This window comes from Sulfitobacter faviae, from assembly GCF_029870955.1.
Lineage (GTDB): Bacteria > Pseudomonadota > Alphaproteobacteria > Rhodobacterales > Rhodobacteraceae > Sulfitobacter > Sulfitobacter faviae.
This window is the reverse complement of record NZ_PGFQ01000001.1, coordinates 2,945,196-2,968,221: the sequence shown is the minus strand read 5'-3', so window position 1 is coordinate 2,968,221 and position 23,026 is coordinate 2,945,196. Positions and strand designations below refer to the sequence as shown.

Annotated in this window: 18 protein-coding genes and 4 pseudogenes; 14 read left to right on the top strand and 8 right to left on the bottom strand. The window is 61.5% G+C overall.

The window, feature by feature from the left end; translation table 11 throughout:
- Positions 1 to 368 precede the first annotated feature (368 nt).
- Entirely contained in the window at positions 369 to 1,907 is a 1,539-nt protein-coding gene (locus CUR85_RS15310; protein ID WP_136720115.1) for a helicase HerA-like domain-containing protein, read from the top strand.
- A gap of 74 nt (positions 1,908 to 1,981) precedes the next feature.
- Here the strand turns inward: CUR85_RS15310 and CUR85_RS15305 are convergent, their stop codons facing one another.
- The 6 genes and pseudogenes from CUR85_RS15305 to CUR85_RS15280 form a co-directional block, all read right to left on the bottom strand.
- On the bottom strand, positions 1,982 to 3,286 hold the full coding sequence (locus CUR85_RS15305) for a branched-chain amino acid ABC transporter permease (RefSeq protein WP_067261481.1): 1,305 nt from the start codon (positions 3,284 to 3,286) through the stop codon (positions 1,982 to 1,984).
- Positions 3,283 to 4,293: a branched-chain amino acid ABC transporter permease gene (locus CUR85_RS15300; protein WP_067261483.1), complete on the bottom strand. Its 1,011-nt coding sequence runs from the start codon at positions 4,291 to 4,293 to the stop codon at positions 3,283 to 3,285. The genes CUR85_RS15305 and CUR85_RS15300 overlap by 4 nt, the downstream gene beginning before the upstream one ends.
- 2 nt (positions 4,294 to 4,295) lie before the next feature.
- Positions 4,296 to 5,117: an ABC transporter ATP-binding protein gene (locus CUR85_RS15295; protein WP_082851948.1), complete on the bottom strand. Its 822-nt coding sequence runs from the start codon at positions 5,115 to 5,117 to the stop codon at positions 4,296 to 4,298.
- Positions 5,114 to 5,895, bottom strand: a pseudogene (locus tag CUR85_RS15290) (ABC transporter ATP-binding protein). The gene CUR85_RS15295 and the pseudogene CUR85_RS15290 overlap by 4 nt, the downstream one beginning before the upstream one ends.
- Before the next feature lie 88 nt (positions 5,896 to 5,983).
- Entirely contained in the window at positions 5,984 to 6,145 is a 162-nt protein-coding gene (locus CUR85_RS15285; protein ID WP_156505744.1) for a hypothetical protein, read from the bottom strand.
- A gap of 147 nt (positions 6,146 to 6,292) precedes the next feature.
- Positions 6,293 to 7,477, bottom strand: a complete 1,185-nt coding sequence (locus CUR85_RS15280; protein ID WP_067266789.1) for an ABC transporter substrate-binding protein — start codon at positions 7,475 to 7,477, stop codon at positions 6,293 to 6,295.
- Positions 7,478 to 7,662: 185 nt separating this feature from the next.
- On the opposite strand from CUR85_RS15280, the pseudogene CUR85_RS15275 reads away from it, so the two are divergent.
- Positions 7,663 to 8,759: pseudogene (locus tag CUR85_RS15275) on the top strand (PQQ-dependent sugar dehydrogenase).
- 3 nt (positions 8,760 to 8,762) lie between these two features.
- Here the strand turns inward: CUR85_RS15275 and CUR85_RS15270 are convergent.
- On the bottom strand, positions 8,763 to 9,701 hold the full coding sequence (locus tag CUR85_RS15270) for a GlxA family transcriptional regulator (protein WP_425520142.1): 939 nt from the start codon (positions 9,699 to 9,701) through the stop codon (positions 8,763 to 8,765).
- Between the two features lie 256 nt (positions 9,702 to 9,957).
- Here CUR85_RS15270 and CUR85_RS15265 point away from each other — a divergent pair.
- A pseudogene (locus CUR85_RS15265) lies at positions 9,958 to 11,327 on the top strand (class II 3-deoxy-7-phosphoheptulonate synthase).
- A 90-nt stretch (positions 11,328 to 11,417) separates the two neighbouring features.
- On the opposite strand, the gene CUR85_RS15260 reads toward CUR85_RS15265, so the two are convergent.
- Complete coding sequence (locus CUR85_RS15260) at positions 11,418 to 12,116, bottom strand: PAS domain-containing protein (protein ID WP_067266782.1); 699 nt, start codon at positions 12,114 to 12,116, stop codon at positions 11,418 to 11,420.
- Between the two features lie 253 nt (positions 12,117 to 12,369).
- Between CUR85_RS15260 and CUR85_RS15255 the strand changes: the two genes are divergently transcribed.
- The 11 genes and pseudogenes from CUR85_RS15255 to CUR85_RS15205 all read left to right on the top strand — a co-directional run bounded on the left by CUR85_RS15255 (position 12,370) and on the right by CUR85_RS15205 (position 22,930).
- Positions 12,370 to 13,248, top strand: coding sequence for a YicC/YloC family endoribonuclease (locus CUR85_RS15255; protein WP_280322807.1), 879 nt, complete (start codon positions 12,370 to 12,372; stop codon positions 13,246 to 13,248).
- A 3-nt stretch (positions 13,249 to 13,251) separates the two neighbouring features.
- Positions 13,252 to 13,897: pseudogene (gene gmk / locus CUR85_RS15250) on the top strand (guanylate kinase).
- A complete protein-coding gene (locus CUR85_RS15245; RefSeq protein WP_067266778.1) occupies positions 13,894 to 14,415 on the top strand; it encodes a gamma carbonic anhydrase family protein in 522 nt (173 codons plus the stop codon). Before gmk ends, CUR85_RS15245 begins: the two are co-directional and overlap by 4 nt.
- A gap of 1 nt (position 14,416) precedes the next feature.
- Complete coding sequence (locus CUR85_RS15240; protein WP_067266776.1) at positions 14,417 to 15,469, top strand: ATP-binding protein; 1,053 nt, start codon at positions 14,417 to 14,419, stop codon at positions 15,467 to 15,469.
- Positions 15,470 to 15,607: 138 nt separating this feature from the next.
- On the top strand, positions 15,608 to 16,648 hold the full coding sequence (locus CUR85_RS15235) for a substrate-binding domain-containing protein (RefSeq protein WP_067266775.1): 1,041 nt from the start codon (positions 15,608 to 15,610) through the stop codon (positions 16,646 to 16,648).
- 97 nt (positions 16,649 to 16,745) lie between these two features.
- Positions 16,746 to 18,215: a phosphate ABC transporter permease subunit PstC gene (pstC, locus tag CUR85_RS15230; protein WP_197470959.1), complete on the top strand. Its 1,470-nt coding sequence runs from the start codon at positions 16,746 to 16,748 to the stop codon at positions 18,213 to 18,215.
- Positions 18,212 to 19,567, top strand: a complete 1,356-nt coding sequence (pstA, locus tag CUR85_RS15225) for a phosphate ABC transporter permease PstA (RefSeq protein ID WP_067266773.1) — start codon at positions 18,212 to 18,214, stop codon at positions 19,565 to 19,567. The genes pstC and pstA overlap by 4 nt, the downstream gene beginning before the upstream one ends.
- 15 nt (positions 19,568 to 19,582) lie before the next feature.
- On the top strand, positions 19,583 to 20,380 hold the full coding sequence (pstB, locus tag CUR85_RS15220) for a phosphate ABC transporter ATP-binding protein PstB (RefSeq protein WP_067266771.1): 798 nt from the start codon (positions 19,583 to 19,585) through the stop codon (positions 20,378 to 20,380).
- Between the two features lie 4 nt (positions 20,381 to 20,384).
- Entirely contained in the window at positions 20,385 to 21,092 is a 708-nt protein-coding gene (phoU, locus tag CUR85_RS15215) for a phosphate signaling complex protein PhoU (protein WP_067266769.1), read from the top strand.
- A 4-nt stretch (positions 21,093 to 21,096) separates the two neighbouring features.
- Entirely contained in the window at positions 21,097 to 21,786 is a 690-nt protein-coding gene (gene phoB, locus CUR85_RS15210; RefSeq protein WP_067266767.1) for a phosphate regulon transcriptional regulator PhoB, read from the top strand.
- A gap of 133 nt (positions 21,787 to 21,919) precedes the next feature.
- On the top strand, positions 21,920 to 22,930 hold the full coding sequence (locus CUR85_RS15205) for an IS30 family transposase (RefSeq protein WP_280322806.1): 1,011 nt from the start codon (positions 21,920 to 21,922) through the stop codon (positions 22,928 to 22,930).
- Positions 22,931 to 23,026: the final 96 nt, after the last annotated feature.

The following is a 23,026-nucleotide window of genomic DNA, read 5'->3' as shown; positions in this document are numbered from 1 at the left end:
CCGACCCCGCAGTCGCGGTTTTCCCGCGATGTCAGAGGCTTAAACGCCAGAAATGCAAAAGGGGACGCAGCGCGCCCCCTTTCGGTGTACTTTCTCCCCGTCGGACTGGGCCGACTTATTAATGCCACGTTAGGCAAGCGCGTGATGCCGGTCAACAGGAAAAATGCGACAATCTGTCAGGGTTTTAGCACGGCCCCTGGCAGAAAAAGGGCCGCACCCGAAGGCGCGGCCAAGTCTAACAGGGAGGAAGTACACCCACCCGATGAAAGGACATGCGAGCGGGATGCCTTCACTATGGCGCGCAAAGGTTAAGTTTGTATGCTCTAGTGGAACGGACGAATGGCTAAAATTGACAGAAAGGCCCCAGCGTGAGCAGTGACATCTTTATCGGCGGCGGCGGTCCCGACCATGCGACAAAGCAATTCCTCGATCTTGGCTATGCCAACCGTCACGGGCTGATCGCGGGGGCGACGGGCACGGGCAAAACAGTGACGCTGCAAATCCTTGCCGAGGGTTTTGCCAATGCCGGGGTGCCGGTGTTCCTATCGGATGTGAAGGGCGATCTGTCCGGCCTTGCCGTCGCGGGGAGCGAGGCCGCCAAACTGCACGGCGCTTTCACCGAACGCGCGGCCAAGATCGGCTTTGACGACTATCGCTATCAATCCTTCCCGGTCACCTTTTGGGATCTCTTTGGTGAGCAGGGCCACCCTGTCCGCACCACGGTTTCCGAGATGGGGCCGCTGCTCATCGCGCGGTTGCTCAGCCTGTCCGAGGCGCAGGAGGGCATCCTGAACATCGCCTTCCGCGTGGCCGATGAGGAGGGGATGCCGCTTTTGGACCTGAAAGACCTGCAATCCCTGCTGGTCTGGGTGGGAGAGAATGCGAAGGACTTGGCGCTGCGCTATGGCAATGTCTCGACCGCCTCCGTCGGCACCATTCAACGGCGGCTGCTGGTGCTGGAGAACCAAGGCTGCGCGCAGTTGTTTGGCGAGCCGGCGCTGGCGCTCTCGGACCTCATGCGCGGCGATGCCGAAGGGCGCGGGCGGATCAACATCCTCGCCGCTGACAAGCTCATGGCCTCGCCCAAACTCTATGCGACTTTCCTGCTGTGGCTCATGTCCGAACTGTTCGAAGAACTGCCTGAGGTGGGCGACCCCGACAAACCGAAACTCGTGTTCTTCTTTGACGAGGCACATCTGCTGTTTGACGATGCGCCCAAGGCGCTGGTCGATAAGGTGGAGCAGGTGGCGCGGCTCATCCGCTCCAAAGGCGTCGGGGTTTATTTCGTGACCCAGAACCCCGCCGATGTGCCCGACGATATCCTCGGCCAGCTTGGCAACCGTATCCAGCACGCGCTACGCGCCTTTACCGCGCGGGACCGCAAGGAACTGCGCCAAGCCGCCGAGACCTACCGCGAGAACCCGCGCTTCGACACCGAAGAGGCGATCCGCGAGGTCGGTGTTGGGGAGGCCGTGACCTCCATGCTGCAACGCAAGGGCGTGCCGGGCGTGGTGGAGCGTACCTTGATCCGGCCCCCGTCTTCGCGGCTCGGCCCGATCACTGTGGCGGAGCGCGCGGCGGTGCTGGCGGACTCTGATTTAGCAGGGAAATACGAGACCGTGCAGGACCGCGAGTCAGCCTATGAAATGCTGAAGGCCCGCGCAGAAGCGGCGGCCAAAGAGGCGGAAAAGATCGAAGCCGCGGCAGAGGCCGAGGACGCAGCCGCGCGAGAATTCCAGAAGGCCCGCCGCTATGGCGGGGCACGCAGCGGCGGCAGCCGGACAAGCCGCAAGGCGACGGACGGTTTCGGCGATGCCATCGCGAGCGCGGTGATCAAAGAACTGAAAGGCACCACCGGGCGCCGTATCGTGCGCGGCATCTTGGGCGGATTGTTCAAGGGGCGCTGAAGCGGCCTGAGAAATGAAAAAGGGGCGCGGTATTGCAACCGCGCCCCTTTTTACATCGTGAAGCTCAGCGGGATTCACCGCTCGGGGATCAACCCGCGCGGGCTGAAGCGCAGGACCAGAAGCAGCACAATGCCCATGGTCAAAAGCCGCATATGCGCCGCGCTCTCGATCAGATGGGCCTTCAGGGCCGACCCTTCGGACATGCCCGCGGTGATCAGGTTCATCAGCCACAGGCCCATCGGCTCAACCTGCACCCAGAGGAACCAGATCAGGAAGCCACCAAGGATCGCGCCGAAGTTGTTGCCCGAGCCGCCAACGATCACCATCACCCAAATGAGGAAGGTAAAGCGCAGCGGCTGGTAGGTGCCGGGCGTCAACTGGCTATCCATCGTCGTCATCATCGCCCCCGCGATCCCGCAGATGGCGGAGCCGAGGATGAAGACCTGCAGATGCCGCGCTGTCACGTCCTTGCCCATGGCCTCCGCCGCGACCTCGTTGTCGCGGATCGCGCGCAGCATCCGGCCCCATGGGGAATGCAGCGCACGCTGGCTCATCCACAACAGGACGATCAGCACCGCCGCGAAGAGCGCGATATAGAGCAGTTTGACCCAGAGCGTCGAGGCGTCCACGGGATCAAAGCCAAGGCCCGCCGCACGTTCCACGAAGGCGGGGTTGTTTTGCAGGTCAATCTCATAAGGCACGGGGCGGGGCAGGCCGATCACGTTCTTCACGCCACGGCTCATCCAGTCTTCGTTCTTTAGGACCGCGATGATGATCTCGGCAATCCCCAGCGTCGCAATCGCTAGGTAATCCGACCGCAGGCCAAGGGCTGTCTTGCCGATCAGCCACGCCGCGCCAGCGGCAAAGAGGCCGCCCACTGGCCATGAGATCAGCACCGGCAAGCCAAGCCCGCCGAGATAGCCGGTTTGCGCGGGGTTAATCGCCTCGACCGCCTGAACGGCGGGGTCAAGCAGGCCACGGAAGATGAAGAAGCCGATGACCAAGACCGCGATCACCGAAAGCGTGCGCAGCGTGCCCGGCGCCATCCGTTTCATCAGCATGACCGCCGCCACCACGGTGGCCGCCCCAAGCGCCAGCGCCCCCAGAATGGCGAAACCACCGGTGGACCAAGCGCCCTCGGTCGGGGGCATGGAGACCAGCACAGCCGCCAAACCGCCAAGCGCCACAAACCCCATGACGCCCACGTTGAACAGCCCCGCAAAGCCCCATTGCAGGTTCACCCCAAGCGCCATGATCGAAGAGATCAGACCCATGGCGATGATCAGCAGAGCCGAGTTCCAGCTTTGCGCAAAGCCGGTGTAGATGATCATCAAGGCGATGATCGCGAAAAGAATCGTGTTTTTCACAGTCTGGGTCATACCGATTTCCCCTTGAACAGGCCGGTGGGCTTGATCAGCAGAACGATCAGAAGAATGACGAAGCTGACCGCAAATTTGTAATCCGTGCTCATGAGCTGCACCAAGCCGTCCGGCTGCAACCCTTCGGGCATCACATAGCCCAGCACCTTTTTCCACGCGTAGGTGATCGTGACCTCGCTAAACGCGATCACGAAACCGCCCGCGATGGCCCCGACCGGCGAGCCAAGCCCGCCGACGATGGCCGCCGCGAATATCGGCAGCAGAAGCTGGAAATAGGTGAAGGGTTTGAACGACTTATCAAGGCCGTAGAGTGTGCCCGCAATCGTCGCCAAGGCGGCCACGATCATCCATGTGATCATCACCACACGCTCGGGGTTGATGCCGGACAAGAGCGCCAGATCCTCGTTATCGGAATAGGCGCGCATGGATTTGCCCGCTCGCGTCTTGTTGAGGAACCAAAACAGCAGTGCGACGACGATGATCGCAGTGACGATGGTGATGCCTTGGGTGGTCTTAAAGGCCAGACCCTCGCGCAGGCCGGTCATTTCCTTGAAATCCCGCGCCGACATGATGAAGCGCTGGCCGTCGAGGAAGTTCTGATCATCCGCGCCGATGATGAAGCGGGTGATGCCGTTGTAAATGAAGGTCACGCCGAGCGAGACGATCACGAGGATCACCGGCTTGGCCTTTTGTTCACGGTAGAACTTGTAGACCACCTTGTCGGTGCCGAGCACCAGCAACATGGTAAAGGCAATGCCGAAGGGCAGGGCCAGAAGCGCCGTCGGCAGCACGCCGAGGCTCAGACCCATAGACTGGAACAGCCATGTCATCAAGATCGTCGCCATGGTGCCCATGGCCATCGTGTCGCCATGGGCGAAGTTGGAAAACCGCAGGATGCCGTAGACCAGCGTCACGCCAAGCGCGCCAAGCGCCAGCTGCGAGCCATAGGCAATGCCCGGAATGAGCACATAGTTCGAAAGTGCAATGAAAGCGTTGAGCAGATCCATGTTCAGCCCCCCAGAAACGATTTGCGGACTTCAGGATCGGCCAACAGCTCTTTGCCGGTGCCGGTAAAGGCATTCGTCCCCTGCACAAGCACATAGCCTTTGTCCGCGATTTCAAGCGCTTGACGGGCGTTTTGTTCGACCATCAGGATCGGGATGCCGGTGCGGGCGACCTCGATGATCCGGTCGAAAAGCTCGTCCATGACGATGGGCGAGACACCCGCCGTCGGCTCATCCAGCATCAGCACCTTGGGCTGGGTCATCAGCGCGCGGCCCACGGCCACCTGCTGGCGTTGCCCGCCCGACAGTTCACCCGCCGCCTGATTGCGCTTTTCCTTGAGGATCGGGAAAAGGTCATAGACCTGCGCCATCGTATCGCGAAAGTCATCGCGGCGGATGAAAGCGCCCATCTCAAGGTTCTCTTCGACCGACATGGAGGTGAAGATGTTCGAGGTTTGGGGCACGAAACCCATGCCCTTGGCCACCCGGTCCTGCGGGCTGAGTTCGGTTATGTCTTCACCATCCAGCCGCACATGGCCCTTGCGCATGTCGAGCATGCCGAAGACCGCCTTCATGCCGGTGGATTTGCCCGCGCCGTTGGGGCCGACGATCACCGCGATCTCGCCGCGGTCGACCGCGATGGTGCAGTCATGCAGGATGTCGGGGCCGTTGCCGTAGCCCGCCGTCATGCCGTCACCAATCAGGAAGGGGCCGCCGGGGGCGGGGTGGGTTTTGCCGCTGGCCTTGGGCATGATGCTGCCTTGGCCCTTCGCGTTGCCGACCGACCAATCTTTGTTGCCGCGGTCGCCGTAGGGATCATTGCTCATGCGCCTACCTTGTCCTTGTTCTTCAGCCCGGTGCCGAGATAGGCCTCGATCACCTGTTCGTTCGCCTTGATCTCATCCAACGTGCCTTCGGCCAGCACGTGGCCCTCGGCCATGCAGATCACCGGGTCGCAAAGGCGGCCGATGAAATCCATGTCATGCTCGATCACGACGAAAGTATAATTGCGCTCTTGGTTGAGGCGGATGATCGCGTCACCGATGGTGTTCAGCAGCGTCCGGTTCACGCCCGCGCCGACCTCGTCGAGGAAGACAATTTTTGCATCCACCATCATGGTGCGGCCAAGCTCTAGCAACTTCTTCTGTCCGCCCGAGATCTGGCCCGCCTTCTGTTCCGCCAGATGTTCGATGGTCAGAAACTCAAGCACCTCATCGGCCTTGGCCTTGAGCGCGCGTTCTTCATTGGCGATGCGTTTGGTGCCGAACCATGTGTTCCACAGCGTCTCGCCCGACTGGTTGCCCGGCACCATCATCAGGTTCTCGCGGCAGGACATCGAAGAAAACTCATGCGCGATCTGGAAAGTGCGCAGCAGCCCCTTATGGAAAAGCTCATGCGGGGCAGGCCGGTGATGTCCTCCCCATCCATGGTGACGCGGCCCGATGTGGGCTGAAGCACGCCGGCAATTACGTTGAACAGCGTGGTTTTCCCCGCGCCATTGGGGCCGATCAAACCGGTGATCGATCCTTTCTCGATCGACAGGCTCGCCCCGTCGACGGCGTGAAACCCGCCGAAGTGTTTGTGTACGTCGTCTACGACGATCATATGTCCATCCCCGTGTCCGCCACCTTGTGGCTGGTTTTTATTGGTCGTCATATGGGCCGCGCAGGCAGATGCGCGCCGCCATACCTGTTTACAATGTGCTGAGATTCTTGGAAGGGACCGCTGCGGTCCTGATCTGAAGAAAGCCCTGCGCTGCCTTGTCAGAGGCAGATTGCGCCGTATTGCCAAAATCACGTTCAGCAAAATACATGCCCAAAGCCCTGACCGAGACGGCCATACGTTGCTTTTTCATCCTGTCCTCCCAGACGGGACGTGTTTTCCACGTCCTCAATAGGGGATTTGTACTGGCTGCATCCCCGGAAGAAAAGCCGATTTCCTAAGCAAAAGGCCCGATCGCACTGCGACCGGGCCCCTCTTAGCGGTTAGATGGTAACGCGGATCAGCGGTAGCCGACCGTGACCATCTTGCCGTCCTTCATCTCGATCTCGCGGTAGTTGCCCGCGCTCTCGCCCGGTCCGATCAGCTCGACCGCCGAGGCACCGACATAGTCCACGTCGCCGCCGTCTTTGATGATCTGAAGCGCTTTGCCCAGTTCACCCGGCAGGATTTTTTCACCCGGGGCATTGGCGACTTCCATCACCTTTTCCTTGTACTCCGCCGGATCATTGGAGCCTGCGGCCTGCATCGCCAGCAGCATCAGCGCCGCCGCATCATAGGATTCAGGCGAGAAGGCGTTGGTCGGCTCAAAACCGGCTTCCTTGCCCATCTTCTTGTAGTTGTCCGGGCCTTCGCCAGCCGCACTCGGGTTCTGACCAAAGGAGCCATCCGCGATCTCGGCGAATTTCTCTTCCAGCGTGTCGGAGACCATGCCATCGGGGAACATGAAGACGTCGAATGCACCGGCGTCCAGCGCACCGTTCACGATGCCCGCGCCACCTTGGTCGACATAGCCTGCCACGACCAGAACCTCACCACCGGCAGAGGCCAGCGCGCCGACTTCGGCGGAGTAGTCCGCTTTGCCGTCTTCATGCGAGGTGTTGATGGTCACGGTGCCGCCGGATTCTTTGTAGGCGGTCTCAAAGCTGTCGGCCAAACCTTTACCATAGTCGTTGTTGGTATAGGTGACGGCGACTTCCTTGATGCCACGGTCGTTCAGGATGTCGGCCATGACCTGACCCTGACGCGCGTCCGAGGGCGATGTGCGGAAGAACAGGCCGTTGTCTTCGACCGTCGACAGGGCCGGGGATGTCGCAGAGGGCGAGATCATCACGATGCCATTCGGAATGGCGACGTTCTGCAGCGAGGCGGTGGTTTCACCCGAGCACATGCCGCCCACGATGCCGCTCACGCGGTCGGAGGTGATCAGACGCTCAGCCGATGCCACGGCCAAACCCGCGTCGATACAGCCGGTGTCGCCACGTTCAGACGAAACGGTGGCCCCGTCGAGGAACATGCCGCTCTCGTTAACCTCGGAAATCGCCAGTTCGGCACCGGCGGCCATGTCATTGGCCAACGATTCCAGCGGGCCGGTGAAGCCCAGCAGAATGCCGATTTTGGTGTCTTCCGCATGCGCGCCCGTGGCGAGCAGAGCAACGGCCGTTGTGGCCATCAGTATTTTTTTCATTTGGTACTCTCCCTTAGTTGAACTCTCGTTCTGATCGAACGTTAGGTCGTGGTTTCGAAAAAGAAAAGGCGATTTATAAAGTGTTTTTCGCGGGCGGGTTTTCGCGTGGACCGGGAACGATGGTGGAAATGGGCGGTGCGCTGGCTATGTCTTGATCCAAGCCCCATGCCCAAAGGAGCCTGCCCATGACCCGCGCAAAACACCTCGCCACTGCCGCCTTCATCAGCCTCGGCAGCCTCTGCGCTGCGGGTGCCGCCACAGCGCAGAGCGGTCTCACGATCACCCCCGTGGCCGAGGATCTCGAAGCCCCGTGGGGCGTTGCCCCTTGCCCGGTGGCGGTCTGTTGGTGACAGAGAAGGCCGGGCGTTTGATCTATCAAAAGAACGACACGCGGCACGAAGTCTCGGGTCTGCCGGAAGTGGCCGTGGTCGGGCAGGGCGGTCTGTTGGACATCACCTTGGCCGGGGATTTCGCGCAGAGCCGCCTGCTGTTCCTGACCTATGCCAAACCCCAAGAGGGCGGCGGCGCGGGGACCGCTTTGGCCAGCGCGCGTCTGTCAGAGGATACCCGCAGTCTGGAAAACCTGACCGAGCTTTTCGCCATGAAACCGGGCAGCAGTGGCGGCCAGCACTTCGGCTCGCGCGTGGTCGAAGCGCCGGATGGCACGCTGCTGGTGACCATTGGCGAACGCGGCGATCGTCCGGCGGCGCAGGACCGCAGCACCCATAACGGCAGCATCATCCGTGTGAACCGCGACGGCTCGGTTCCCGATGACAATCCTTTTGTCGACACGCCCGACGTGCTGCCTGAAATCTGGTCCTACGGCCATCGCAACCCACAAGGGGCGGGGCTGGATCTGGATGGGCGGCTTTGGGTGTCGGAACATGGGGCCAAGGGCGGGGATGAGGTGAACCGCATCACCAAGGGCACGAACTACGGCTGGCCGGTGATTTCCTACGGTGAGCACTATTCGGGCGCGAAGATCGGCGAGGGCACGGCGAAAGAGGGGATGGCGCAGCCCGAATTCTACTGGGACCCGTCCATCGCGCCTGCGGGGCTGATGGTCTACTCCGGCGCGCTTTTCCCTGAATGGGAAGGTGACATCTTCGTCGGTTCGCTCAAGTTCGACTATATCGCCCGGCTAAGCGGCACGCCGCTGGAAGAGGTGGCGCAAATCAAGACCGACGAGACCGCCCGCGTGCGGGATGTCGTAGAAGGGCCCGAGGGTGGGATCTGGTTCATCTCAGAGGTCAACGGCACGGTCTACCGGATCACGCCCTGACCCTCAGGCGGGCTGCCGGGTGGATTGGCTGCCGCGTTCACGATAAGGCGTGGTCTGGTAATGCGCCCGGTAGCATTTCGAGAAATGCGAGGGCGAGGCAAAGCCGCAGGCCAGCGCCACGTTGATCACGCTCATATCCGTCTGCATCAGCAGGTTGCGCGCCTTTTGCAGCCGCAATTCCATATAGTAACGTTTTGGGCTGCGGTTCAGGTAGCGGCGAAACAAACGCTCTAGCTGGCGGGTCGACATGCCCACGTCGCGGGCGAGGATGGAGGGGCTGATCGGCTCTTCGATATTGCGCTCCATCTGCTGGATCACTTGGGAAAGCTTGGGATGGCGCACGCCGATTCGCGTGGGCACCGACAGGCGCTGCGTGTCTTGGTCGGTGCGGATCGAGGAATAAATGAGCTGATCCGCCACGGCATTGGCCGTCTCCTCTCCATGATCATCGGCGATGAGTTTCAGCATCATGTCCAAAGAAGACGTGCCGCCCGCTGTGGTCAGTCGGTTGCCGTCGACCACGAAGACCGATTTCGTCAGAATGACCTCTTCAAATTCCTCGCCGAAACTGTCCTGATTCTCCCAATGGATCGTGGCGCGTTTGCCGTCGAGCAGCCCCGCCTTGGCCAGCGTATGTGCCGCGGTACAAAGCCCGCCAACAACCAGCCCCTTGCGCGCCTCGCGGCGCAGCCATGCCAGCAGCTTCTTGGTGGTCGCGGCCTGCACGCCGATGCCGCCGCAGATCATGATGGTATCGTCGCGGCCCAACGCCTCAAGCCCGCCGTCCAGTGCGAAAACCGCGCCGGATGAGCTTACACAGGTCTCACCGCTTTCCCCCACGACCTGCCATTCATAGACCTCGCGTTCGAGCATGCGGTTGGTGATCCGCAGGCATTCCACCGCCGAGGCAAAGCTCAGAAGGGTAAAATTCTCCAACAACACAAAGACGAAGCGCCGCGGCTTGTCGGTCTGGGGGGCATGCGGGTGGCCGGGCGCGGTTGGGACATCACGGCGTCTTTCTATTCAGGTCGTCTCTGCCGACATGTGCCATGGCCGCCAGAACTTGCCGGAAACATTGCCCACGGGCCTGTCGCCACGTCAATAGGGCGCATTTCGGTTCTGGTCACTTTCCCCGCGCCTTTGTATAGAGAAAGATCACGAAGCGCCGACACTCGGCGCTGTGGAGCGGAGTAGAAAGATGACAGACTGGAGCACCTCGAGCTGGCGCAGCAAACCGCGCGTCCAGATGCCCGATTACCCTGACCAAGCCGCATTGGAAGCGGTTGAGGCACAGCTGGCACGCTATCCGGTCCTCGTTTTTGCGGGCGAAGCACGCCGGTTGAAGAAACATCTGGCCGCCGCGGGCCGTGGCGAAGCCTTCCTTTTGCAGGGCGGTGATTGCGCCGAAAGCTTTGAACAGTTCAGCTCGGACGCCATTCGCGACACCTTCAAGGTGATGTTGCAGATGGCCATCGTGCTGACCCATGGGGCCAAGGTGCCGGTGATCAAACTGGGCCGCATGGCCGGTCAATTCGCCAAGCCGCGCTCGGCCCCGACCGAAGTGGTGGATGGCGTGGAACTGCCCAGCTATCGCGGCGATATCATCAACGATCTGGCCTTCAACGAAGCGGCCCGTATCCCCGACCCGCAAAAGATGCTGCGCGCCTATACGCAGGCCGCCGCCACGTTGAACCTGCTGCGCGCCTTCTCGACCGGGGCTATGCCGATGTGCATCAGGTGCACGGCTGGACGCTGGGCTTCACCGATGACGAAAAGGCCGAGAAATACCGCGAGATCGCCAACCGCATCTCCGACACGCTTGATTTCATGGCCGCCGCAGGGGTGACCGCCGAAACCGCGCATACGCTGCAATCGGTGGAATTCTACACCAGCCACGAGGCGCTGCTGCTGGAGTATGAAGAGGCGCTTTGCCGCCGTGACAGCCAAACCGGCAAGTGGCTCGCAGGCTCGGGTCACATGATCTGGATCGGTGACCGCACGCGGCAGCCCGACGGGGCGCATGTGGAGTTTGCCAGCGGCGTGCAAAACCCGATTGGCCTGAAGTGTGGTCCCTCGATGACCAGCGATGACCTCAAGCGTTTGATGGCTAAGCTGAACCCCGAGAATGAAGGGGGCCGTCTCACCCTGATCTCGCGCTTTGGTGCGGGGCAGGTGGGCGATCACCTGCCGCGTTTGATCAAGACCGTTCAGGAAGAGGGCGCCAATGTCGTCTGGACCTGTGACGCGATGCACGGCAACACGATCAAATCCTCCACGGGCTACAAGACCCGGCCCTTCGATTCCGTGCTGCGCGAAGTGCATGAATTCTTTGCCGTGCATAACGCCGAAGGTTCCGTCCCCGGCGGTGTGCATTTCGAGATGACCGGCCAAGACGTGACCGAGTGCACCGGCGGTGTGCGGGCGGTCAGCGACGAAGACCTGTCCGATCGCTACCACACGGCCTGCGACCCGCGGCTCAACGCCAGCCAATCGCTGGAACTGGCCTTCCTCGTGGCCGAGGAACTGTCGAACCGCCGCGTGGCACAGACGGCGCGGGCGGCAGGGTAACAGCCTCGGCCTGCACTTGATTGTGACGAAAGAGACGCCGTCCCGCTAGTTGCGGGGCGGCGTTTTCGCGTTCCGAGGGCGGCGGACGGGCTATTCCTGCTCTGACTTCACTAGGCGGAGATAGGGCGGGATGTCACCCGATGGGGCGGCGGTGAAGCTTGCCTTCGGCTCTGCGAATCCGGTTTCGCGTGGCAAAAGCGGCTGCTGCAAGGGATCGGCATGGCGCACAGGTTTGGCCACCCCGCCAAAGGCGCTCTGCCGCGTGGCCTGCGCCAGATCGAAGCGCCGCGGGGTTTGGCCGATCTCCCCCAGCACGACGAGACAGCCCAGCACCCGACTGACATCGCCCAGGTCGCTTTTCAGCGGCAAGAGCAGCATCCGCCCCGTCAAGGCAGGCCGCCCATAGCTCGCCGCCGCGCCCAAATGCAGTGTGATCTGGCCGGGCATCTGAAACACTTCTTCCAGCGCTTCGCTGACGCGGGGGCGCGACTGCGTGCCGAAAAAGGCGGTGATCGGCATGCCGCGCACCTCCATCCCCATGAGGTCACGCAGATGGCCGCCCGCAATCCGCAACCGTCCGACACCCACGGCGACACGTTCGAGGATAAAGGCATATTCCAATGCCTGCTCGATCCCGCGCGGGTCGATATCCGACCGCCGCGGCATCAATCTGTTGCCGCGCAGGGCCTCCCAATAGGCTTCGACCTGCGCCAGCGGGCCATAGCCAACATGCGTCCGATGATCTGACATGGCGACAACATTCTGCGCGGTGTGGCCTGTATTGCCCATTGAAACTCACCCATAAGGACTTGGCCAATACAGCAGCCGTTTTTGAAACGACAGCGGCACAATGCGGCCGAAATGATTACCAAATCATTAATACCGCAGGCGGTTAAGGAATTCGTCATGCTTTCGCTGAAGTGGTTAACGCGTGAGCCATGGGATCCGCCGGGCGAGGGGCCGGGGGCTTGCCCCTCGCGGGGGTTTCGCCGTAAGGCAGGACATGACCGCCCTTGCAAGGAACGCGCTGATGATCAGGTCCATGACAGGTTTCGCCTCTGCCTCCGGCGCTTTGGAGGGTTGGAGCTGGTCTTGGGAACTACGCGCGGTCAATGGCAAAGGGCTAGACCTGCGGCTGCGCCTGCCCGATTGGGTCGAGGGGCTTGAGGCCGCCTTGCGCAAGCAAATTTCGGCGGAGGTGGCCCGGGGCAATATCACCTGCAACCTGCGCATCTCCTCGGCTGAGAGTGACGGCAGCTTGCAGATCAACGAGGCGCATGTCGACACGCTGCTGACCGCCCTGCATGAGATCGAGGCCCGTGCGATGAATGCCGGCGTATCGCTGGCGCCCTCGCGGGCGAGCGACATTCTTTCCATGCGCGGCGTGTTGGAACAGGCCGATCAGGCACAGGACATCGACGCGCTGCGCGCCGCATTGCTGGCGGAAGTGCCGACCCTGCTGCGTGATTTCAACGAGATGCGCGCGCAGGAAGGCGCGGCGCTGGCCGATGTGATGCAAGAGCAGTTGACCGAGGTCGAAAACCGCGCCGCCGAAGCCGCCGCTTTGGCCGAGGCCCGTAAGGAAGAAACCGCTGCCCAGTTGCGCCGCAACCTTGCCCGCGTGCTTGACAACAGTGAGGGCGCGGATGCGGACCGGGTGGCGCAGGAGCTGGCCTTGATCGCGGTCAAGGCCGACGTCACCGAAGAGATCGACCGCCTTGCCGCCCATGTCGCCGCCGCGCGCGCGCTGATCGGGCAGGGCGGGCCGGTGGGGCGCAAGCTAGATTTCCTGATGCAGGAGTTCAACCGCGAAGCCAACACGCTCTGCTCCAAGGCGCAGAGCACCGAATTGACGACTGTCGGTCTGGCCCTGAAGGCGGTGATCGACCAAATGCGCGAACAAGTGCAAAATGTGGAGTAAGACGTGACAAACCCAAGCCGACGCGGCCTTCTGATCATCCTCAGTTCCCCTCCGGGGCGGGCAAATCGACCATGGCCCGCGCACTGCGCGCATGGGATCCGACGATCAACTTCTCGGTCTCCGCCACCACCCGCGCCCCCGCCCGGGCGAGGAGGATGGCAAGGATTACCGCTTTGTCGGCGAAGAGGAGTTCCGGCAGGCCGTGGCCGAGGGCGAAATGCTGGAACACGCCCATGTCTTCGGCAATTTCTACGGCTCCCCCAAAGCCCCCGTGCAGGCGGCGATCGATCAGGGGCAGGACATCCTTTTCGACATCGACTGGCAGGGCGCACAGCAGATCCGCAACTCCGACCTGAACACGCATACGCTGTCGATCTTCCTGCTGCCGCCCTCGATCACCGAGTTGAAACGCCGTTTGGAAAGCCGGGGCCAAGACGATGCCGAGACGATTGCCAAGCGCATGGGCAAAAGCTGGGATGAGATCAGCCATTGGGATGGCTATGACTTCGTGCTGGTGAACGACGATCTCGACCAGACCGAGGCGCGGCTGAAATCCATCATCACCGCCGCGCGCCTGCGGCTGAGCCAACAGCCCGCCATCAAGGATCACGTTCGCCGTCTGCAATCCGAATTCGAGGAATTGAAATGACCCTCTACGCCCTCGCCGATGCCCGCCCCGAAGTCTCCCCCGATGCATGGGTCGCCCCTGATGCGAATGTCATCGGCAAGGTGACGCTCGGCCCCGAAGCCTCCGTCTGGTTCGGCAGCACCCTGCGCGGCGACAATGAGATGATCACCGTGGGCCGCGGCAGCAACGTGCAAGAGAATTGCGTCTTTCACACCGATATGGGTTATCCACTGACCGTCGGCGAAGATTGCACCATCGGTCATAAGGTCATGCTGCACGGCTGCACCATCGGCGACAACTCTCTGATCGGCATGGGGGCCACAGTGCTGAATGGTGCCAAGATCGGTAAGAACTGCCTGATCGGGGCAGGGGCGCTGATCACCGAAAACAAGGTGATCCCCGATGGGTCGCTCGTCATGGGCGTGCCGGGCAAAGTGGTGCGTGAGCTTGACGCGCGGGCGATCCAACAGTTGACCGCGAGCGCCAAACACTATGCCGAGAACGCCGCGCGCTTCCGCCGCGATCTTGAACCGCTCTGACATGGGCAGCACCGCCGTAACCCTTTCCGATGTGGTGGCGGCGCTGCCGCTGCCGAGTGTGGCCATCAATGCCGAAGAGCGGATCACCGTTCTGAACGCCCCTGCCGAGGATCTGCTGGGCAAGGGGCTGCTGGGCCGCCATTTCGTCACCGCGCTGCGCCAGCCGGGGCTGGTCGAAGCGGTCGAGCGCTGTCTCGCGGGCGCGGGGCCCTGCCAAGCGCGCTTTACCAGCACCGGCGGCGAACATGGCACTACCTATGACGTCAGTCTGCGCCCGGTGGGGAACCACGGGATTGTCCTGCTCAGTTTCAACGACGTGACGGAGATGGCGCAGGCAGGCCAGATGCGCCGCGATTTCGTGGCCAATGTGAGCCATGAGTTGCGCACCCCGCTTACCGCGCTCATCGGCTTCATTGAGACGCTGCAAGGCCCGGCACGCGATGACACGGCGGCGCGCGAGCGGTTTCTGGGGATCATGGCGCAAGAAGCCGAACGAATGAACCGGCTGGTGGGGGAGCTTTTGTCACTCAGCCGGGTGGAGGCCGAAGAACGCGTGCGCCCCGAGGCCCCGGTTGATGTGTGTGATGTGCTGCGCGGCACCCTACGCAACCTCGCGCCGCTGGCGGTCGATAGCAATGTGACACTGGCGCCAAAACTGGGCGATGCACCGGCCCTTGTGCTGGGTGATGCGGATCAGTTGGTGCAGGTCTTTACCAATCTCATCGAGAACGCGATCAAATATGGCGGGCGCGACAACCGGGTTGAGATTTCGGTCAAACGCACGGCCCATGACCCGGCGATGCGCGGCCCCGCGGTTTACGTAAGCGTGCGTGACCATGGTCCCGGGATCGACGCGATTCACCTGCCGCGTCTGACCGAACGGTTCTACCGGGTCGACAGCCACCGCAGCCGTGCGCTTGGCGGAACGGGCCTGGGTCTGGCCATCGTCAAACACATCATGAATCGCCACCGCGGGCGGCTCAAGATCACCAGCACCCCCGGCGAAGGGGCCGAATTCCGCGTGATTCTGCCGATGAAACCGGGTTCTGACTGATTTTTGCAGAAATTTGGTGATTCAGGCCGACTGTCATGGAACTGTAACGTTGCTGTCACAAAAGCACAGCACCGCCTTCATAGACGGGGCGCAGATCACCATGGGGTGGTCACCAATTCGCATCTGACAGGAGATATCATGTCACTCGCAAAACTCACCACTTCCGCCCTGGCGATTGCCGCCGTATCCGCAACCGCTGCTGCCGCGCGTGACCAAGTACAGGTTGCCGGTTCCTCGACCGTGCTGCCCTATGCCTCCATCGTCGCCGAAGCCTTTGGCGAGAACTTCGACTTCCCGACACCGGTCGTGGAATCGGGCGGCTCCTCGGCTGGCCTCAAGCGCTTCTGCGAAGGCGTGGGCGAGAACACCATCGACGTGGCCAATGCCTCGCGCCAGATCAAAGACGCCGAAGTGGCGGCCTGTGCCGAGAACGGCGTGACCGACATCATCGAAGTGCGCATCGGCTATGACGGCATCGTCTTTGCCTCCGACATCAATGGCGAGACCTTTGAGTTCACGCCGGTCGATTGGTACAAAGCCCTCTCCGCCAAAGTTGTCGTCGACGGCGAAGTGACCGAGAACCCCTACACCACATGGGATCAGGTCAACCCCGACTTCCCCGCTCAGCCGATCCAAGCCTTCATCCCCGGCACCAAACACGGCACGCGCGAAGTTTTCGAAGAAAAAGTGATCCTTGCGGGCTGCGAAGAGACCGGCGATCTTGAAGTTTTCGCCGAAGCGGCGGGCGGCGACGAGAAAGCGGCTGAGAAAGAATGCATCAGCCTGCGCACCGACGGTAAGTCCGTGGACATCGACGGCGACTACACCGAGACGCTGGCGCGCATCGAGAGCAACCAAGACGGCATCGGCGTCTTCGGTCTGGCCTTCTACGAGAACAACACCGACAAGCTGCAAGTTGCCACCATGGGCGGCGTCGAGCCGACCACCGAGAGCATCGCCTCGGGTGACTACCCCGTGTCGCGCCCGCTGTTCTTCTACGTCAAGAAAGCCCACATCGGCGTGATCCCCGGCCTTAAGGAATACGCTGAGTTCTTCGTCGCCGACGAAGTTGCCGGCCCCGACGGCCCGCTGGCCGAATACGGTCTGGTCTCCGACCCTGAACTGGCCGACACCCAGTCCGTGGTTGCCGATGAAACCGTGATGGGCAGCGGCTCCTAAGCCTTTACCCTTATCGCCGGGGGCGGGTGACTGCCCCCGGTTTTTCGCTTTTTGATCCACCGGGGGACATGTGGGACAAATACTGACAACAGGCGCGGTGCTGCCGCTGGTCATCCTGATCGCGGCACTGGCACTGGGCGGGTATTTCCTTGCGCGGCGTCGGGCTTTGGCCTCTGCCCAAGGTGACAGCCGCAAGCTGCATTCGCTGCCAAGCTACTACGGCTACAATGCGGTGATGAGCGTGGCGGTGCCCGCGCTTTTGGTTTTGGGACTCTGGCTGCTGATCCAGCCGATGCTGGTGCAATCTTCGGTGGTCGATATGATCCCCGCCGAGGCTGTGCCCGAAGGTTCCTCCGTCAATCTGATCATGAGCGATGTGCGTCGTCTGGCCGATGGGCTGGACGCGTCCGTCTCTTCCGGCGCGCTTAGCGCGGCCGATGCGACCGATCTTTCCGCTGCCGATGACCTGCGCGCATGGCTGGGCGAACAGGGCGTTGCCTTGGGGGCCGAGATCAGCCCCGAGGTGCTGCAAGCTGCGCAGACTTACCGCGAGATGACGGCGACGGGCAATTTCTGGCGCAACATCATCGTGGCGCTGATCGCCTTGGCCGGGCTGGCCATGGTCTACCGCGAAACCGATGCCACCTTCCGCGCCCGCAACCGGGTCGAAGGGGGCGTGAAGGCGCTGCTGATCCTCGCGGCGTCACTCGCGATCCTGACCACGGTGGGCATCGTGTTGTCGATGCTCTTCGAGACGATCAATTTCTTCAACCTGCACCCCTGGACCGACTTCTTCTTCGGCTCTTCCTGGGCGCCGAATTTCCGCGGCGACAGTGACCTGTCGATCCTGCCGCTGCTTTGGGGGACGCTGTATATCTCGCTGATCGCGCTACTGGTGGCCGTGCCCATCGGGCTTTTCGCCGCGATCTATCTCAGCGAATATGCAGGCCCCAAGGTGCGCGCCACAGCCAAGCCGCTGCTCGAAATCCTCGCAGGCATCCCCACAATCGTTTACGGCCTTTTCGCGCTGCTGACGGTTGGGCCGTTCCTCGTCCAAGTCTTCGGACGCGGGGAAGAGGGGCTTCTGGGCGTCGATTGGATGTCGGGGGCGACCTCGGTTCTGACCGCGGGGCTGGTCATGGGCATCATGCTGATCCCCTTTGTCTCCTCCCTGTCGGACGACATCATCAACGCGGTGCCCCAATCCCTGCGCGACGGCTCCTTCGGGCTGGGCGCGACCCAGTCCGAGACGATCCGCCAAGTGGTGCTGCCTGCGGCGCTGCCGGGCATCGTGGGCGCCGTGCTGCTGGCCGCGAGCCGCGCCATCGGTGAGACCATGATCGTGGTGCTGGGGGCAGGGGCCATCGCCCGCATCTCGGCCAATCCGCTGGAAGCCATGACCACCATCACCACCCGCATCGTCAGCCAGTTGACCGGGGACAGCGATTTCGCCAGCCCCGAGACGCTGGTGGCCTTCGCCCTTGGCCTGACCCTCTTCGTCCTGACCTTGGGCCTGAACGTGCTGGCCCTCTACATCGTGCGCAAATACCGGGAGCAGTACGAATGAGCGATATCCCCAACCCCGCAGCCCCCATCGCAGACCCGCGCGGAGCCTCCCTGCTGGTTCAAGACGGACGCACCAAACGCCGCAACGCTTCCGAGGGCCGTTTCAAGCTCTATGGCATCATTGCCATCGTGATCGGCCTCTTGATGCTGCTGACGCTGCTCTTCACCATCATCTCACGCGGGACCGGCGCGTTTCAGCAGACCTATGTGACGCTTTCCGTGCCGCTGCTGGAAGACAAGCTCGACAAAAACGGCAACCGCGATCTGGAAGACATAAAGAAGGTCTCGACCTTCGGATATTCACCGCTGCTGAAATCTGCCTTTGAAAACAAGGTCGAAGCGGGCGAGGTTGAGACCGATCTCAAGCCCAAGGCGATGGCCGATATCCTGTCGAAAGACGCCGCTGCCCAGTTGCGCAACTACGTCTTGGCCAACCCCGAGTTGATCGGCACGAATGCCGAGTTCGAGTTCCTGACCAACAGCCGTGTCGATGGCTACCTCAAGGGCCGCGTGACCCGCGAAAGCATCGCCAATGACAAGAACATCAGCGCCAAACAGCTTGATCTGGTCGATGCGTTGATCGCCGACGGCAGCATCGAAAAGCGGTTCAACCTCGACTTCATCACAGGCGCCGACGCCTCTGACGCGCGGCCCGAAGCGGCGGGCATGGGGGTGTCGATGATCGGCTCTTTCGCGATGATGCTGGTGGTGCTGGTGCTGGCGCTGCCCATCGGGGTCGCCGCGTCAATCTACCTCGAAGAATTCGCGCCGAAGAACTGGATCACCGACATCATCGAAGTGAACATCTCAAACCTCGCCGCGGTGCCCTCGATCGTCTTTGGTATCCTTGGTCTCGCGGTCTTCATCAACTACATGCACCTGCCGAACTCGGCTCCGCTGGTGGGTGGTCTGGTGCTCACCCTGATGACCCTGCCGACGATCATCATCTCGACCCGCGCCTCGCTCAAATCGGTGCCGCCCTCGATCCGCGACGCGGCGCTTGGGGTAGGGGCCTCGAAAATGCAATCGGTGTTCCACCATGTGCTGCCCCTCGCCGCACCGGGCATCCTGACGGGGACGATCATCGGGCTTGCCCAAGCCCTTGGCGAAACGGCACCTTTGCTGCTGATCGGCATGGTGGGCTTCATCGCGTCCAACCCGCCCGACAGCATCGCCGAAGGGCTGATGGCCCCGAACTCCGCCATGCCGGCCCAGATCTATGAATGGGCCAAACGCGCCGACCCGGCCTTCTACGAACGTGCTTGGGGCGGTATCATCATCTTGCTGGTGTTCCTGATCACGATGAATGCCATCGCCGTGCTGCTGCGCCGCCGCTTTGAGCGTCGCTGGTAAACCAAGGACGGGACCATGAAAGACAACAGATATTCGGAGAGTGACGTGACAACCCAACCCGTCAAGATCGCGGCCCGCAACGTGCAGGTCTACTACGGTGACAGCCACGCCATTCGCGACGTGGACATCGACATCAACGACAAAACCGTGACCGCCTTTATCGGCCCTTCGGGCTGCGGCAAATCGACTTTTCTACGTTGTATCAACAGGATGAACGACACAATTGATGTGGCCCGCGTGACCGGCGACATCCGCATCGATGGCGAAGACATCTATGACAAACGGGTCGACCCGGTGCAGCTGCGCGCCAAAGTGGGTATGGTTTTTCAAAAGCCAAACCCCTTCCCAAAGTCGATCTACGACAACGTGGCCTACGGCCCGCGCATCCACGGGCTGGCCCGCAATAAGGCAGACCTCGACGATATCGTCGAACAAGCCCTGCGCCGGGGCGCGATCTGGAACGAGGTGAAGGACCGTCTGCACGCACCGGGCACCGGCCTCTCGGGCGGCCAACAGCAGCGTCTGTGCATCGCCCGCGCCGTGGCGACCGAACCCGAAGTGCTCTTGATGGACGAGCCATGCTCGGCCCTTGACCCCATCGCCACCGCGCAAGTCGAGGAATTGATTGACGAATTGCGGCAGAACTACTCCGTCGTGATCGTCACACACTCCATGCAACAGGCCGCGCGGGTGAGCCAGAAAACCGCCTTTTTCCACCTCGGCAACCTCGTGGAATTTGGCGACACCGACGACATCTTCACGCGGCCCCAAGACCCGCGCACCGAAAGCTACATCACCGGCCGTATTGGATAATATCATGTCAGATCAACACATTGCATCAGCATTCGACCGCGATCTGGAAGCCGTTCAGGCGCAGATCCTCAAAATGGGCGGGCTGGTCGAAGACGCCATTCGCCGCGGCGCGCAATCGCTGGAAACCCGCGACGAAGAGCTCGCCAATGAGGTGCGGGCAGGGGACAAGGCCATCGACGGACTGGAAGAGCAGATCAACGAAAGCGCCGCCCGTGTCATTGCGCTGCGCGCGCCCACCGCGATCGACCTGCGTCTGACGCTGAGCGTCATCAAGATTAGCGCCAACCTCGAACGTATTGGCGACTATGCAAAAAACATGGCCAAGCGCACCAGCGTCCTGAACCAGATGGAGCCTGTCAGCGACAGCACCGGCGCGATCCGCCGCATGGCTGGCGCGGTCGAGGCAATGCTGAAAGATGCGCTCGACGCTTATATTCAGCGCGACGCGGATCTTGCGCGCGATGTGATCACCCGCGACGAAGATGTCGACCAGATGTATAATGCGCTCTTCCGCGAATTCCTCACCTTCATGATGGAAGACCCGCGCAGCATCACCGCCTGTATGCATCTGCATTTCATCGCCAAAAACGTCGAACGTATGGGTGACCATGTGACGGCCATCGCCGAACAGGTTGTCTATCTGGTGACCGGTGAGACGCCCGAGGACGACCGGCCCAAGGCCGACCGCACTTCGATCACCGCGAAGGACTGAGACGATGGACGTCACACGACCCCAGGTTCTGCTGGTAGAAGATGAACCCGCGCAACGTGAGGTACTGGCCTATAACCTCGAAGCCGAAGGCTTTGAGGTGCGCCGGGCCGAAGACGGCGAAGAAGCCATGCTTCTGGTCTCAGAGGCCGCGCCGGATTTGGTGATCCTCGATTGGATGATGCCCTTGATGAGCGGCATCGAAGTTTGCCGTCAGCTCAAATCGCGCGAGGCGACGCGGCATATTCCAGTTATCATGCTCTCTGCGCGTTCTGAGGAAGTGGATACCGTGCGGGGCCTGGAAACCGGCGCGGATGACTATGTGATCAAGCCGTACAACCTGCGCGAACTCATGGCCCGTGTGCGCACGCAGTTGCGCCGCACACGTCCCGCAGCCGCAGGCGCGCTGCTGAGCTTTGACGATATCCAGCTCGACCCGGAGCGTCACCGCGTGAGCCGCGCGGGCAACGAGCTGAAACTGGGGCCGACGGAGTATCGGCTGCTAACAACGCTGCTGGAGAAACCCGGGCGCGTGTTCAGCCGCGATCAATTGCTCGACCACGTTTGGGGCCGCGACATCTATGTCGATACGCGCACGGTGGACGTTCACATCGCGCGTTTGCGCAAAGCATTGACGCGCGAAGGTGGCGGAGACCCGATCCGAACCGTGCGCGGCGCGGGTTACGCCTTGGGTTAAACTGATCCAGCCCCTCGCAGGACCCGATTTATTTACATAACACTGATTATCAGTTTTACAGATCGCCATGGGTGGATTCACAAACGAAGTGCAAAATATGTACGAATACAGAGAGTTGCATGGAGTATGAAGAATGGGAACCCACTACTGTCACCTGAAGCTGGACGAACGTCGCAAGCTTGCAAAGTGGCTTGAAGCCAAAATGCCGATTTCAGAGATCGCGGATCGACTGGGTCGCGACCCGTCCACGATCTACCGAGACATTAAGCGTAATCGGTACACGGACAACGAACTGCTTGAGCTAAATGGGTATCACGCGCTCGTCGCTCAGGACAAATATGAGCAGCGCCGTGCGATCCATCGCAAGATGATCATCCACCCTGATTTGAAAGCCGCTATCGAAAACCGCCTGAAGGCTGGCTGGTCGCCCGAACAGATAGCCGGCAGGATGCGGCTCGAACGGCACCCGATCCGCGTGAGTCACGAGACGATCTATCGCTTTGCCTATTCCAAAGACGGTCGCGAGGAACAGTTCTACCGCCATCTCCCTGAGCATCGTCGCCACCGTCGGCCGCGTGGTTACCGCAGGCACAACAGAACCCACATATTTGACAGTCAAAGCCTGTCACACAGGCCTGAGCGTGTCTCAAAACGCTTAGAATTCGGCCATTGGGAGTGCGACTTGATGATGTTCCGCAAGGAGCATGGGAAGGTAAACGTGACGTCACTGGTGGAGCGCGTCAGCCGCTATGCCGTCGTGATGCGTAATGAAGATCGCCAATCCAAACCGATCATGGAGTCTCTGATCAACGGGTTGGCTCCCCTGCCCGCCGATGCGCGCCAGTCGATTACCTTCGACCGCGGCACCGAGTTCTCGGCCTGGAAATATCTCAAGGCCGGGATCGGAGCGGATGCCTGGTTCTGTGACCCGCAAGCGCCCTATCAGAAAGGCACTGTTGAGAATACGAACAACAGGCTGCGTCGATACCTTCCAAGATCAACCGCACCGACGGCGCTGACAAATCGATATTTGAGGTCGATTTGCCACCGCCTCAACGCAACGCCGCGCAAGTGCCTTGGCTACCGGACGCCCGCTGAGGTCTTTGAAAGCAACCTGATGGAAATACAGAACCGGTTGGAGTAAAACGACATATCAAGAACTGCACTTCACCGTGAGTTCACAATGCCAGCCTTGTTGTTGCGATTTTCTCGCCACAGCAGCACCGCAATGCCACCTGAC

What these genes read in the sequence shown, in the direction of transcription:
- CUR85_RS15305 (WP_067261481.1), bottom strand. Translation starts at nt 3,286, where the DNA reads ATGACCCAGACTGTGAAAAACACGATTCTTTTCGCGATCATCGCCTTG.
- CUR85_RS15300 (WP_067261483.1), bottom strand. Translation starts at nt 4,293, where the DNA reads ATGGATCTGCTCAACGCTTTCATTGCACTTTCGAACTATGTGCTCATT.
- CUR85_RS15295 (WP_082851948.1), bottom strand. Translation starts at nt 5,117, where the DNA reads ATGAGCAATGATCCCTACGGCGACCGCGGCAACAAAGATTGGTCGGTC.
- CUR85_RS15285 (WP_156505744.1), bottom strand. Translation starts at nt 6,145, where the DNA reads ATGAAAAAGCAACGTATGGCCGTCTCGGTCAGGGCTTTGGGCATGTAT.
- CUR85_RS15280 (WP_067266789.1), bottom strand. Translation starts at nt 7,477, where the DNA reads ATGAAAAAAATACTGATGGCCACAACGGCCGTTGCTCTGCTCGCCACG.
- CUR85_RS15260 (WP_067266782.1), bottom strand. Translation starts at nt 12,116, where the DNA reads ATGGGCAATACAGGCCACACCGCGCAGAATGTTGTCGCCATGTCAGAT.
- CUR85_RS15255 (WP_280322807.1), top strand. Translation starts at nt 12,370, where the DNA reads ATGACAGGTTTCGCCTCTGCCTCCGGCGCTTTGGAGGGTTGGAGCTGG.
- CUR85_RS15245 (WP_067266778.1), top strand. Translation starts at nt 13,894, where the DNA reads ATGACCCTCTACGCCCTCGCCGATGCCCGCCCCGAAGTCTCCCCCGAT.
- CUR85_RS15240 (WP_067266776.1), top strand. Translation starts at nt 14,417, where the DNA reads ATGGGCAGCACCGCCGTAACCCTTTCCGATGTGGTGGCGGCGCTGCCG.
- CUR85_RS15235 (WP_067266775.1), top strand. Translation starts at nt 15,608, where the DNA reads ATGTCACTCGCAAAACTCACCACTTCCGCCCTGGCGATTGCCGCCGTA.
- pstA (WP_067266773.1), top strand. Translation starts at nt 18,212, where the DNA reads ATGAGCGATATCCCCAACCCCGCAGCCCCCATCGCAGACCCGCGCGGA.
- pstB (WP_067266771.1), top strand. Translation starts at nt 19,583, where the DNA reads ATGAAAGACAACAGATATTCGGAGAGTGACGTGACAACCCAACCCGTC.
- phoU (WP_067266769.1), top strand. Translation starts at nt 20,385, where the DNA reads ATGTCAGATCAACACATTGCATCAGCATTCGACCGCGATCTGGAAGCC.
- phoB (WP_067266767.1), top strand. Translation starts at nt 21,097, where the DNA reads ATGGACGTCACACGACCCCAGGTTCTGCTGGTAGAAGATGAACCCGCG.
- CUR85_RS15205 (WP_280322806.1), top strand. Translation starts at nt 21,920, where the DNA reads ATGGGAACCCACTACTGTCACCTGAAGCTGGACGAACGTCGCAAGCTT.